Origin of the sequence: Leptolyngbya sp. FACHB-541 (assembly GCF_014695875.1) — a bacterium.
Lineage (GTDB): Bacteria > Cyanobacteriota > Cyanobacteriia > Elainellales > Elainellaceae > JAAUTN01.
On record NZ_JACJPC010000015.1, the window covers coordinates 1 to 11,990 of the forward strand.

The window sequence follows — 11,990 nt, forward strand, 5'->3', positions numbered from 1 at the left end:
ACGAGTTTGAGCAGTATTCGATCAACGATGTCGTCGAATACCGTCCGGGCAACATGCTCGAAGACGGAACCTACATTTACATCAACCCAGCTCCCAGCAGTGGATATTTTCCAACCGATACAAGCTACTGGCAACCACTTGCTAGGGATGGGCAAGACGGGGAAGCCGGAGCACGGGGGGCACCAGGGACAAACGGCACGAATGGCACGAACGGGGTAGATGGGCGATCGCTCAATCCCAGAGGTACATACAACGGTGGGACCACATACTCCCGACTAGATCAGGTTGATTTTCGGGTGGGCGGGGCGAATGATGGCAGCTACATCTACATCAACACCACTCCGAGCAGCGGCAACCCACCACCCAATACAAACTTCTGGCAGCTTCTAGCGCGAGACGGAACACCCGGAGCAGCGGGAAGTGTCACCAGTTCGACAGGTGCGCTTATCCTCGATAGCACAGCCGCAGCTCCTACCACTGCTAGCAACCAATCTGCAATTTGGAATGAAAACGGTATTGTCAAGCTCCGTGATCCGAATAACGGGGCGAGTAGTGCGATCGCCGTACTCGACAAGCCGCAGACTTTTACAAAAGCTCAAATAGCAAAGCCAGTAGCGCTGACTGATGCAACGAGCATCGCGATCGATGCTTCCGCAGCAAACTATTTCACCCTGACAGTGGCAGGCAACAGAACCTTAGCGAACCCAACAAATTTTGTTGCGGGAACGAACTTTGAAATTGAAATTAAGCAGGACGCGACAGGCAACAGAACATTAGCCTACGGGAGTGCTTATAGATTTCAGGGTGGAACAGCGCCAACGCTAAGCACAACGGCAAATGCCGTTGACATATTGAGTTGCCGTTCCTACGACGGAACAACCTTACGTTGCGATCTGGGCAAGGGGTATTAATATGCCAATTCCATGTTTTGCTAGATTGCGATCGCGTCCTGTCTCTCAAGTTTGGGTTGCATCACAGTCCTCTGTTTTCGGTTCGGTGACACCTGGCACCTTTGCGAATTTGAACGATATGAGCGGCACGACCGGAACAGGGACGAATAGCGGATCTCCGGAGTTTATTCAAGCAACCTACACAGCTCCCGTAACTCTGTCCAGGGTTACTGTTGGAGGTGGAAATATCTCAGGTTGGGGGGCAGTTGCGTTGTACCTCAATAATGCTGTATTTCAATACAGCACGGACAACTCCAATTGGATCACACTGTTGACCTTCACCGGAGTAACCGACTCCGGAGCTACTCAGTTTAAAGAATTCACTTTTGCTGCAACAACTGCTCGATATTGGAGAATTTCTAGAAGTAGCTTTTTATCGACTACTGAAATGAGATTGAGTTGATGAGTTAATGACCACATTTGAGCAGGTTCTAAGCCAGTACGGGATATCGCTCGATCGCATTGTCACGGTTGCAGAAGGGCGAGGGCGCGGCAGTGTTGGTCAAAGCATTGCGGTGCAGCTCGATAATCCAATTGGAAATCGGAGCGTTATCACTGCCACCTGTTTTACGCCATGCCCACCACCCAGAGTAAAAGTCTTTCAAACCGACGAGGGGCAATGGTATGCAGTTGGCATTAATACTGCTATTCCAAGCCAGTCGCAGGTTGTGCAGAATAGGCGGCGCAGGGGAGAAGATACAACTACTGTGCGTATCGCGGTTTTGTACTCCATTACTCTCGGCGATGTGGTGCAGTTTTGGCTAGGAGGCGATCGCCTTCCCATCAAAATCTATGAAATTCCCAGATGTGGGCATGACTTCGAGGTAAGCGATTCAGCTAGTTTTAGCGGAACTGCAAATATGCCCGAACCTCTACGTCAGACCAAACCGCTGGAAGGAGAGCATTACCAGGGAGTTGAATTATATGGCAGATCCTTTAGTGCATCGTCCAGCATCACGGCTACAGCGCAAGGTGAGACTCATACGTTTGGGGAATTTCAGGGTAGAGCTGATGTAGGAATGTCCATAACTTCAGTGGAATACCTTAACGGTGTTGTGATTGGAAATCAGTCTTTCTTTCGCAAGACCAATGTTCCACCACGCGCTTTTTCAAATGACCCATTCATTGTTACGTGGCGATCGGGGGAAACTTTTACTGGTGAGCCATTCCCATCTGTAACGCGAGATCTTGACCCCAATCCAAGATTCAACAGAGCGGAACGGTTTAGCCCAGTTTTCTATCTGAGTAAGTTCCTGCTCCCCTCTGATCGCCCTACCATAAGGTTTACCTCTTTCCCGGTCTGGTGGATGCTGGCGTATACCACCAACTTTTTTTCAGATACAAGTAGAGGTGCTAGACCCGTCAGCGGTAGGGGAAGCGTATCTGTGTCCATTCAGGGGCGAGAAATTCTGTTTTATCGCGCTTACATTTCTACTCATCGCGATACTACTTTTGTGACAATTGCCTACGACATTCAAGCTTCAGGGTTTCAAAATTTGGTGATGCTCAGCATTAACAGATCAAACCAAATCACTGAACTATCTGAACCCAGCCGAAATGATTGGCGCAGATCGCTTGCCTCAAAAAGTTTGCGAGTCCCTTCCTCCGGCGACCCGTGCATTGACAGATATCGAATTGACCCAGCCGTAAATCTCTACAACGGCTATCTCTTCGCGCGAAAAGAATATGATCCGAGACTGCCTTTCTTCCGTGACACAAGTTATGGTGGCTATCCAGGAATGGAGACTGGTAATAATATCGCCCAGCCTATTAGCAAGTGGCGGTATGGGGGAGCAGGAAATCAATGTGAGGTGTCAAACCCATCCGTGCTTACCATTCCACTGAAAGCAATGCCTGCATTTGTGTATGAGGTTCCGTTTAACTTTGAAACTTATCCCCAAGTCATCATGTCAGCCGCAATCCAGTATTAATGACTAATTGTGGAGTGAGTTCTACGTGAGATGCGGAAAATATTGCCGATGATCGGATGAAGCTTCAAAAAAGTTCCGCAAATCTACTCAGTACTATTTTTCTGGCTAGCTGTTAAATCTGTTACAGCATCCACTCAAAGACCCCAATGAGCGGATGCTGATGCTGTCACGCATACGCTCATATTGCCCACACCTACTATCTCATTTGCGGAGCTGTATGCAAGTTATCCCTTTCCCCACAAGACCCAAGACCGATCCTCCTACCTCTGGCGCACTACCTGAGCGCTCCAAGCAGGCTGAGAATCAAGGGCTGGCAGGCATCGCATTATTGCTCTCGATCAAACAACTCGCCCAAACTGAGACTGGTTCATTCCTGCATAGACTCGCTATCACCCGCGTTTCAAAGGAGCTGAGAATCATATCAGAGTTCTCTGATCCTGATATGCGGCGGATCATTCGACTCACTATATCCTTCCTCTCTAGTGAGGAGTGGGAAGCGCTCAAAGCCATCCAGGGCAAATTAGAGATGCCTTTGCTGGGCGGCGATGATGATGAGTTGATCGCAGCTTAACTACCTACAATCACCCTCAAAATTTCGGTTGCCGCTTCACCGCCCAACCACAATACAAAGACGGCTGCAAGAACAGCGATCGCCCCATAGCCGCCAATCTTCAGCCAAAAGTCAAATCGCTTCAATTTAAATTGCAGGTTCCCTTCCGCCTGCTGATTTTCGATTGCTTCAAGGCGAGTTTTTAGGTTACTCACTTCTGCTTGAGCTGCGAGGGAAGGGAAGGCAGAATGCAGTTGGAAAACCATGTAGGACAGCGATTCCTTACCGTCACCGCTGCCCATAAACACCGCCTGATCGAGTTTCTGAAGCCGTTGCAGGATTTCTGTGATGTCTTTTTCTAGCGACTTAAACCTCTCATCTAACCGAGCCATTTCCATTTGGATAATGCGGCTAGATCCACTGCTACGCTGAGAGGCGATACGCTGGATGGCTTCTAGAATGTCCTGGTTATCGCGACTTACAGATTTTTTGCCAAATACATTCTCACTGCCGATCTCGCTTTCCAGCGCTCGCCACACTAATGAAGATGAGTCAGCACCAGTTAAGCCGATGATGGCAGATTTGGCGACGTAGCGAGAAAGCTTGTTAATCGTGGCTTTCAAGTTTTCCTTGCCCAGCCCTGGCACACCTAGATCCAGACAGATTAGGTCTGGAGCAGTGTCAGACCCTTCCAACCAGGCGATCGCTTTATCGATTGAATGTTTGTGAATAGTTTGGATTTCAAACCGTTCTAGGATCGGGTGCTTGACGATCTGGAAGCGAAATAACTGAGCATCCGCGTCAGAATCCTCAACCAAGAGAATAGTGAGTGTTTCCTCCATTGATCAATCCTCCACGTCGGGCAGCTTCAGGGAAAACTTGACCCAAAGCTGCTGCATAGATTCCAGGATTGACCGGAGAGCGGTAATGTCAGTTGGTTTGGGCACAAATGCAGCAATTTGTTGCCGATAAGCATTTAAAGCCTCTTCCTGATTTCGAGAAGTTGATAACACCACAACAGGGATGCACTTGAGCCGAAAATCTGACTCATTTCGCAGCCATTCTAGAAACTTTTGCCCTCCCATACGGGGCATATTGAGATCTAGCAAAATCAGGTCAGGGCGAGGCACCTGACGCTCTAAAGCCTGATATAGATAATCCTGAGCAGCAACGCCGTCGCGCACAACAGATAGGTTGGTTGACGCTGTGAAGCATTCAGATTTAATGGATTTAAGTTGCAGCTCCATCAGCTTGACCTGCATGGGATCATCTTCAACCAGCAGTAGCTCAAAGGGCGGTATGTTGCGTTTCATGGTTTTGAATAAAGCCTCAGTTTGAATCGGAATTTGGCACCTTTGCCGGGAGTAGACTCCACCCAAATAACTCCTCCGCAGCGCTCTACCATCTTTTTGCATAGCGCGAGTCCAATGCCGCTGCCCTCATATTCATCGGAGTGATGCAGGCGCTTACGAAACCCAAAGATCTGAGTTCCAAACTGCTCAACATCCAGCCCAATACCGTTGTCCTCAACAGTGATAACGGTCCAACCTTCTTCTTTATCGGCGTAAATTTGGATGTGAGGAATTGCATTGGGCAAGTGAAACTTAATCGCATTGGCAATTAAGTTTTGGAATACCTGCTGAAGCTGGGTTGAGCGACCCATCACAACGGGCAAGGGTTCATTATGCAAAGCAGCTCCGCAGTCCAACAAATCCTTCTGCAATGCATTCACAGCAAGGACTAGAGCTAATTCTGCATCGACAGGTTCTAACGCTTCCTCAGAGCGACCCGCGCGGCTCCACTGCAAAATTGATTCAATCACCTCATTTAAGCGGCGATATTCGCTCACAATGTCGGCGGCAAGCTGGGCGCGATCGCTCTCCTCAAGCTCAAAATCTTTCAACTGAAACTGCTCAGGGAAGAGGATTTGCAAGAATCCCTCAACAGTTCTCAAGGGGGCACGAAGGTCATGGGAAACGATGTAAGCAAACTCTTCTAGCTCTGAATTAGAGCGTTCTAATTCAGTGTGGGAGTTTTCTAAAATTTGGACGTGATCCTTGAGCTGAGTTGCAGTTGACTCTAGCTCTAGTCGGTATTGTTCGGCTTTCGTTGATTGCTCGATTAGGTGTTTCGCTTTGGGCAATGAGAGGCGAAGGGCGGTGAATGCAGCCCACGAAAAAACGGCGATCGTTACTTTGAAAAAGCCTTCTACCCAATAGGCTGAATGCCAAATGTTGTAGGCATTAATCGCGTGACCAATGCCACAGAACCCAATAAATCCAAATGAAATCCAGGTAAAACGCCCTAGCCAGAGCTGCGGATTTTGGATTAGAAACCGGGCCAACATGACAGAAATTGCAGCATAAGCCCCAAAAATCAAAAAGTCTGCTGAGGCGTGAAGCCAAGTCAGGAAGGGGTTCCAGAGGAAACATGAACCGTGCGGCATGAGTGCAATCATTTTCCTTTCCCCCAATATTCACCCTGTTTTAGATAGCGGTTTTGCTGTGTTTCTGAGCGCTCTTTTTGTCGTGCCTTGCTGGGGGTATAGTCCAACCTCATGATGGTTTGCCTGGATGCCTCAATTTCAAAAGCCCAAGCAAGCTCATGCCATTCCTGATATCTGAGCAGTAGCACCAAATCTTTGATGATATTTGTGGCATAAGCATCTGGGTAATGGCTATTCCCTTGCAAGTCATAATCGCCGCTGAAAACCTGCTCAGTCTCGAATTTGCCATCATTGCGAACCCAGTGAGAAGCCCACAGTATCTCTATGCGATGGGTTGGATCTCCGGGTTTCCAGCGCCGGGATTCAGTTTTATTGAGCCGACTAAAACCCGGAACAGGGCCTAGCCAAACACAATCAATATGCAGATCTCGAATTTGAGTTTTATCCCTGCCATAGCGATACGGCATAAACAGCCAGGAGGAAACCAGACGATCTGGCATTCCGGGTTTGGGATTTTTGCGAATGTGCTGCAAAATTCCGGTCTTGCACCGAATTCCCGCCCCCAATAGCTCATAGGGCGGCTCTTTAATTTCTCCCTTCCTCCACCACAGCAATGTGTGAATGAAGGCAACGAGATCTTGGACAATGCGATCAAATTCCATTGAGAAACGGGTGCGTCTTTCTTAAGTTGCCCGTTGCCCAAAAACCGTTCGCGCAAGCATTTTCTACGCGGGAATGATAGGGAGGACGCGCGAGGGTAGAAGTAATGAAGCAAGTGTTAGTCAGCTTCGAGCAGGTTTATCTTGGCTATACCGAAGACCGATTGATCCCGACCGATCATATTGACGCAATGGCGCTGCTCGATAAACTCCTCAGAGCCTCACCCGAAGGTCTTGAGATTTTGGCGCAGGTTTCAGCAGTTTGGTGGGGCAAAACTACCCCGGCTGGGGACAACAGCAGCCAATAAACCCTACATCCAAAGTAGTTTGGTTGCTTGGTTGCTTGGTAGCAAGGTAACTTGAAGCCAGTAAAGTCAAGCCGTGAAAGGGTTGAAATAGCGTAGAGTAGAGGGGCGATCGCCTCAAATTACCTTGGCTGCAAAGTAGATTGGTAGCTTGGTTGCTTGCTACCAGGGTTGCTTGTAACCAAGAAACGTTGCATCATTGCAATAGCGTTTTTACTCAACCTATGAACAACAATGAAGCGTTGATATTGTTAGCGCTCTCCCTGAGTGGAGGGCAAGGAAAAACGACCTGCACGTTTGGTTTGGGGCTAAAGGCGGCTGCTCTAGAGATTCCGACTCTCCTAATTGACGCTGACCCGCAGTACAACCTGACAACCTATCTGGGGCTAGAACTGAAAGCTTCGGACCCGACTTTGCTGGAGGTTTTGAAATCGGATGACCCAGCGGTTTTAGAGGATGCGATTTATCCTGTTCCCGGTCGCTCTCCTCACCTATTTTTGATCCCATCGGACCGAGCGCTCAATACTGCCAAGCAGGTATTGAGTTCTCATCCTAATCCGGCTGTTGTGCTAAAGCGGCGGCTCAAACCTGTGATGAAGGATTTCAAGCTGATTGTGATTGATAGCCCGCCCCAGCGTGATCACATCAGCTACGCGGGGATTGGGGCAGCTCATCATGTCGTGATACCGTGCGAAGCCCACTCCAAAGGTGTTGGCTCCTTTATAGAGTCCTGGCTGCTGCTGGAAGAGTGCCGAGAGAGCGAATCATTTTCGGGGCAGTTTTTAGGTGTGATTCCCTTCCGGGCAAAGCTGGCAGGGAATCACTACACTCTCGAAACCAGAGCAGGAATCAATGCAATTAAGTCGTTTTTGCTGGAAAATCAGGTTGACCTCAACACCATCATTTCCCCCATCCTGGAATCAGAGGTGTTTAAACGCTGTACCAACTACGGGGAGTTGCCGTCTGAATCCCAGAATAAGCGCTTGTCTCCCAAGCAATTGAGAGAGCTGGAATATCCCCTGGATGTGGTTTTACATCGGCTGGGTTTGCTGCCTGAACTTCCAGATGGGCCGGTGTTGCCCAATTGGGAGGAAACAACTCCTGTAGCGGAGGTGGTTAAATGACTTCTTCGACCGACCGCTTCATGAATCGCCAGAGAAAGCCTGTAACGCCTAGAGTGGATGAAATTGGGGCTGTAACAGCCTCTAAAACTACCGGAGAGACACCAGTGCTTGCAACTGAAACACCTCAAACACCGACCCCTGATACTGCCCTAAAAACATTGCAGCAAGAGTTAGATTCGCTGCCCCAAATAGAAAGTTTTCATCTTCGTTTTGAGTCATCGCTCAAGGCAGAAATTCAGGCAGCGGCTGAGAACGCGGGAGTAACTCCGGAGACTCTGCTGCAGGCCGCCTGGATCGTTCTGCAAAGAGAAGGGCTGGATGAGGCGATCGCCGAAGCAAAAGAGCATTACGCCCGTCGCAGTAAAGCTGCTGAATTGAAAAACAGCATCACCCGTCTGAAGCGAACGCTGAAGAATTTCGGGCTAGGCTAGGTTGGTTGCTTGGTAGCGTGGTAGCAAGGTTGCTTGGTTGCAAACTAATTCGCTACCAAGCAACTTTTGTTTTAAGCTGATTGAACTTTCTCTTTGAACACTTTGCCAGCGGAAAAGGCTGGCACTTTTGCGGCTGGAATTTCCATCACCTCCCCGGTTTTGGGGTTACGCCCCTCACGGGCTTTTCGTTCGCGTGGTTCAAATGAGCCAAAGCCAACCAGCGTAACCTTCTCGCCCTTAGAAACCGCTTCCATGATTGATTCGACGGTAGCGGTCAAAACTGCATCAGCCTGTTTCTTATTGATGTTGGACTTTTCAGCGATCGCGTCTACCAGTTCACCCTTGTTCATAAGAAATAAGAATCCTATAAAAACGCTCTAGCCATTGATTTTAGGAGCTTTAGAGAGTTTCGGCTAACTATTTAGAAAATTTTTTGAAAATCTGGATCGTCTTGAGCCAGGGCTAGCATACGACTCAGCACTTGCTGAGCATCCTGGGTAAGGCTTTTCCAAACTTGTATTTGATGCTTCTGGGGCTGGCAGGACATCGCCAGAACGCAGAATACAGCGAGTGGGGATGACTTATAAGCGGCCGCTTGCTGAAAGGCGGCTGTCATCTGCTCCAGATATTCAGCCTCCCATTCCCCTTGGAAAACCTCGTATAGGCAGGGGTAAAAAACTTGAAGCGCGATGCCGTAGGGACGAGCATCGCGTAATTCTGGTTTGCTTCCGCAAGTTTTAGCGCTGGCACCACCGCGAAAACTGTTTGCTTGTTCCCAGCGATCGCCCTCTCTAAATCTCAAGTCAGGATACTTGCACTGTTGCGGCATACCAGCCGATCCTGATGGTTTTGTAGAAGCGGTCAATGTTGCCTTGGGGAGCATAATTCTCGATACGTTTAGCAACCCAAATTACACTATCTTTTTCAAACTCTGCCTTGGGGGGTTGGGGTCTAGGAAAGAAGCTAATTCTTAGCTGCTTGCCATCAACCCCGTACAGCAGAGCCGCATTGTAGTCAGGGTAATACTGACGTTGAGCAACAATACTCCAATCTGCAAACTCAGGGATGCTCTCACAAGCGGGGTGAACGACTGCATAATCAATATCAATCTCGGATTCTGCTGATTGATATTGCTGAATCGCTAGAATTCGCCAGTCGCGACGAACTGGGCTAGCGATGCGATCGCCAAGTTGGATGGGCGATCGCCATTCTGCCCAGAAGGGCACCTCACCCTTTTGCAAGAGTGAGGTATCGAGAGCGGATTCAAATATGGTGAATCTCATGCTGTTGCCAGTTCTCGGAGGGCTTCAGGAACGTAAATACAGTGAACGATATAAATACCGTTCACAAACATATTAGGGCGTTCCTGGGGGCGATAGAAGTCGATCGCTACCGTGCCCCAGGGCTGGGACGTAACGGTGTGGTCATCAACATTGTATTGAGGCAATAGCTTGCCTAATTTAGGGCGTTTCCCCGTAAAGTTCCAGTTATCGCTGATATAGCTCCCCTGCTCATTCACAAAAACTTGCAGGCTTGTGAGGGGACGTTCCTGAAAATTCTCGATGTTGAACCATTTCTCTCTGGGGGGAGCTTCATTAGGGTTTAGGTCACAGTGCCCAACACTAATGATTTCAGGGGATTCCCGCTCTGGGTGAGTTTGATCTTCTAGCTCAAACTGATCAACATCTAAGATGCTCCAGACTCGATTTGAGCCTAGCGAAACTTTCCCGTTTGGCTGCATTGGCTGATCGCTTTGGGAAATACTGAGCCACTCCGGATACTGGCATTCAGCGTCATCAACTGCCAAATAGAGGTTCAACATTTCTGATTTCCTCGCTGTTTTTAAGATTTTAGTGGTTATTGTGCTGAGGTGAAAGAAACCGCTCAGCATTTGGGTCAGCATCTTGTCCTTCAAAGATGCAGGCAATGGGCAGCAGTGGATCATTTCTTCTTTGCCTATCAGCTAAAAAAACTTTTAGCCCCTGACTTTTCAATCGCCGAGCAATGTTGTTGCAATCAGCAGAGCTAGCAGCAGCGTGCCATTCTCTTGTTTCGGTCATGGGATCAAATTGCTTCATCACCAGCAATTCGCCGCCCGTTGGGGCCATGGGTCTAGAGCTTCCACTAGAAGCAGCTCCGCTGCTAGACCCCCAGGCGATTACCCCTCCTCCTCCAGTTGTGCTGCCAATGCTGTCTCCTGCCGGAGCGCAGGCTGATAGGGGTATCAGAAGTAGAGCAAGTAGTAAGTTACGGTTCATCATCTCAGTCTTCCTGTTACTCGCAGCGGATTTACCCAGGTTATTCGGGTAGAAATTACATTGTTGTTGACATCGAAGTTTCCGCAGTCTTCGCCTTCAAAATGGCAACCATAGTGGAGTTGCCTACCATCGTTTCTGTTCCCCTCCACTGTGATTTCAACAAGGGTTACATCTAACCCTTGTTTCTGGAGGTGTTGCTCTAATTTGGAGCAATGACCCTGCTTTTCGACTCCGATCGTGGCGGCGTTTTTATAGGTGGGGTTAGCAGCCGTATTTTGGGTTTCCGCGTTAAATACGGGTGGAGCCATCGGTGCTTCAGCGCTGCCGCTAGCAACACCGCTGCCGCTGCCAATAACAATTGCTCCACCGCCAGTATCACGGATTGAGTCGCCTACTGGGGAACAAGCCCCCAGCAGTAGACCTATGGCGATCGCGATCGCTCTTTTCATTCAAATTCACCTCCCTCATTAAAGTTCCAACACTTGTTCGGGTCTGGGTAAATCCTGGATAATGGCTACGGTCATCAGTACGATGCAGGCAATCGCTAGCGCCTTGATGATGTGAATATTTGTGATTGTGATTTTCATTCGACTTCGACTACTCCGCTACTCCGCATATAGCTTCATTCCACCACCCCTCATATATCGCCAAAAGGTTCCCATCGCGGGAGTCCCTGACAATCTCCCCGTATTTTGTTGTATTGCGTAGCCGCACCATCAGGACAGGAGCGCACGTCTGGGAACCATCTGGGAAGCCCATTCTGATCCCGTAATTCGCCTTGCAGCGAACGATGCTGTTCAGTGTCTCTTGGTCTAGATTCAGTGGGCCACCGTTCTGAATCCAATCCCACTCACCACGACCTAACTCAGCCGAATCTGGATTTTTCATCTCCAGGCAGCGAGGCAACCATCCAGGGCTAGCACCTGGCGGCAATTCATCGATCGACTCAACAGAAATTTCCGTAGAAGTTGTGGCTGCTAATTGCTCATTAGGCAATTCTGTGGGCGCTTCAAATCCAACTTCTTGAACTTCTTGAACTTCTTGAACAACTGTCCCATCGGGATCGCTTTGTACTTCCTCTGAGAAATTTGGAAGTACAAAACATCCTTCGGCTGTTTCATAACAAGCCTCGATTTGATCACATGCATCGCTTCCTGGCAAAGCGAAACAGGTTCCTTGAGCTTTCAGCTCTGAGATTCCACTCTCCAATATTTCTCCCCATTCTGAATTGTCCTCGCTGTCTGAGGAGCCACAGCTAATAACGGTCGTGGAGAGAAGTAGAACCAATAAGATTCTTGTTTTTTTCATGTGCCGATTCTGGTTAAGGATAATGCGG

General features: G+C 48.9%; 17 protein-coding genes and 1 pseudogene. 7 read left to right on the top strand and 11 right to left on the bottom strand.

The genetic code is table 11. The features are described from left to right. The 4 genes and pseudogenes from H6G00_RS01295 to H6G00_RS01310 all read left to right on the top strand — a co-directional run. Nucleotides 1-911 (top strand): annotated as a pseudogene (locus tag H6G00_RS01295) (hypothetical protein); the annotation flags it as partial. A gap of 1 nt (nt 912) precedes the next feature. Further along, complete coding sequence (locus H6G00_RS01300; RefSeq protein WP_190795294.1) at nt 913-1,353, top strand: discoidin domain-containing protein; 441 nt, start codon at nt 913-915, stop codon at nt 1,351-1,353. A gap of 7 nt (nt 1,354-1,360) precedes the next feature. After that, the gene (locus tag H6G00_RS01305) at nt 1,361-2,881 is read left to right on the top strand and encodes a hypothetical protein (RefSeq protein WP_190795295.1); all 1,521 of its coding nucleotides are present in this window, start codon (nt 1,361-1,363) and stop codon (nt 2,879-2,881) included. Between the two features lie 217 nt (nt 2,882-3,098). Continuing rightward, a complete protein-coding gene (locus H6G00_RS01310; protein WP_190795296.1) occupies nt 3,099-3,452 on the top strand; it encodes a hypothetical protein in 354 nt (117 codons plus the stop codon). On the opposite strand, the gene H6G00_RS01315 is transcribed toward H6G00_RS01310, so the two are convergent. Genes H6G00_RS01315 through H6G00_RS01330 form a run of 4 tightly spaced genes read right to left on the bottom strand, consistent with a single transcriptional unit; the run spans nt 3,449 to nt 6,539 of the window. Then, nucleotides 3,449-4,273, bottom strand: a complete 825-nt coding sequence (locus H6G00_RS01315; protein WP_190795297.1) for a hypothetical protein — start codon at nt 4,271-4,273, stop codon at nt 3,449-3,451. The genes H6G00_RS01310 and H6G00_RS01315 overlap by 4 nt on opposite strands. Before the next feature lie 3 nt (nt 4,274-4,276). Further along, nucleotides 4,277-4,744: a response regulator gene (locus tag H6G00_RS01320; RefSeq protein WP_190795298.1), complete on the bottom strand. Its 468-nt coding sequence runs from the start codon at nt 4,742-4,744 to the stop codon at nt 4,277-4,279. Further along, the gene (locus tag H6G00_RS01325; RefSeq protein ID WP_190795299.1) at nt 4,741-5,877 is read right to left on the bottom strand and encodes an ATP-binding protein; all 1,137 of its coding nucleotides are present in this window, start codon (nt 5,875-5,877) and stop codon (nt 4,741-4,743) included. The genes H6G00_RS01320 and H6G00_RS01325 overlap by 4 nt, the downstream gene beginning before the upstream one ends. Nucleotides 5,878-5,885: 8 nt before the next feature. After that, a complete protein-coding gene (locus H6G00_RS01330; protein WP_190795300.1) occupies nt 5,886-6,539 on the bottom strand; it encodes a hypothetical protein in 654 nt (217 codons plus the stop codon). Nucleotides 6,540-6,643: 104 nt separating this feature from the next. Between H6G00_RS01330 and H6G00_RS01335 the strand changes: the two genes are divergently transcribed. The 3 genes from H6G00_RS01335 to H6G00_RS01345 all read left to right on the top strand — a co-directional run bounded on the left by H6G00_RS01335 (nt 6,644) and on the right by H6G00_RS01345 (nt 8,396). After that, a complete protein-coding gene (locus tag H6G00_RS01335; RefSeq protein ID WP_190795301.1) occupies nt 6,644-6,844 on the top strand; it encodes a hypothetical protein in 201 nt (66 codons plus the stop codon). A 221-nt stretch (nt 6,845-7,065) separates the two neighbouring features. Further along, a complete protein-coding gene (locus tag H6G00_RS01340) occupies nt 7,066-7,965 on the top strand; it encodes a ParA family protein (protein WP_190795302.1) in 900 nt (299 codons plus the stop codon). After that, nucleotides 7,962-8,396, top strand: coding sequence for a hypothetical protein (locus H6G00_RS01345; RefSeq protein ID WP_190795303.1), 435 nt, complete (start codon nt 7,962-7,964; stop codon nt 8,394-8,396). Before H6G00_RS01340 ends, H6G00_RS01345 begins: the two co-directional genes overlap by 4 nt. A 71-nt stretch (nt 8,397-8,467) precedes the next feature. Here H6G00_RS01345 and H6G00_RS01350 read toward each other — a convergent pair whose 3' ends face one another. The 7 genes from H6G00_RS01350 to H6G00_RS01380 all read right to left on the bottom strand — a co-directional run bounded on the left by H6G00_RS01350 (nt 8,468) and on the right by H6G00_RS01380 (nt 11,962). Next, a complete protein-coding gene (locus H6G00_RS01350; RefSeq protein ID WP_190795304.1) occupies nt 8,468-8,746 on the bottom strand; it encodes an HU family DNA-binding protein in 279 nt (92 codons plus the stop codon). A 71-nt stretch (nt 8,747-8,817) separates the two neighbouring features. Then, the gene (locus H6G00_RS01355) at nt 8,818-9,225 is read right to left on the bottom strand and encodes a hypothetical protein (protein ID WP_190795305.1); all 408 of its coding nucleotides are present in this window, start codon (nt 9,223-9,225) and stop codon (nt 8,818-8,820) included. Beyond that, the gene (locus H6G00_RS35090) at nt 9,200-9,679 is read right to left on the bottom strand and encodes a hypothetical protein (protein WP_242042083.1); all 480 of its coding nucleotides are present in this window, start codon (nt 9,677-9,679) and stop codon (nt 9,200-9,202) included. Before H6G00_RS35090 ends, H6G00_RS01355 begins: the two co-directional genes overlap by 26 nt. Beyond that, on the bottom strand, nt 9,676-10,218 hold the full coding sequence (locus H6G00_RS01365) for a hypothetical protein (protein ID WP_190795306.1): 543 nt from the start codon (nt 10,216-10,218) through the stop codon (nt 9,676-9,678). Before H6G00_RS01365 ends, H6G00_RS35090 begins: the two co-directional genes overlap by 4 nt. Before the next feature lie 28 nt (nt 10,219-10,246). Then, nucleotides 10,247-10,657, bottom strand: coding sequence for a hypothetical protein (locus H6G00_RS34555; protein ID WP_199318261.1), 411 nt, complete (start codon nt 10,655-10,657; stop codon nt 10,247-10,249). Continuing rightward, nucleotides 10,654-11,103, bottom strand: coding sequence for a hypothetical protein (locus tag H6G00_RS01375; RefSeq protein WP_190795307.1), 450 nt, complete (start codon nt 11,101-11,103; stop codon nt 10,654-10,656). Before H6G00_RS01375 ends, H6G00_RS34555 begins: the two co-directional genes overlap by 4 nt. Before the next feature lie 148 nt (nt 11,104-11,251). Then, the gene (locus H6G00_RS01380) at nt 11,252-11,962 is read right to left on the bottom strand and encodes a hypothetical protein (RefSeq protein ID WP_190795308.1); all 711 of its coding nucleotides are present in this window, start codon (nt 11,960-11,962) and stop codon (nt 11,252-11,254) included. Between the last annotated feature and the right edge of the window lie 28 nt (nt 11,963-11,990).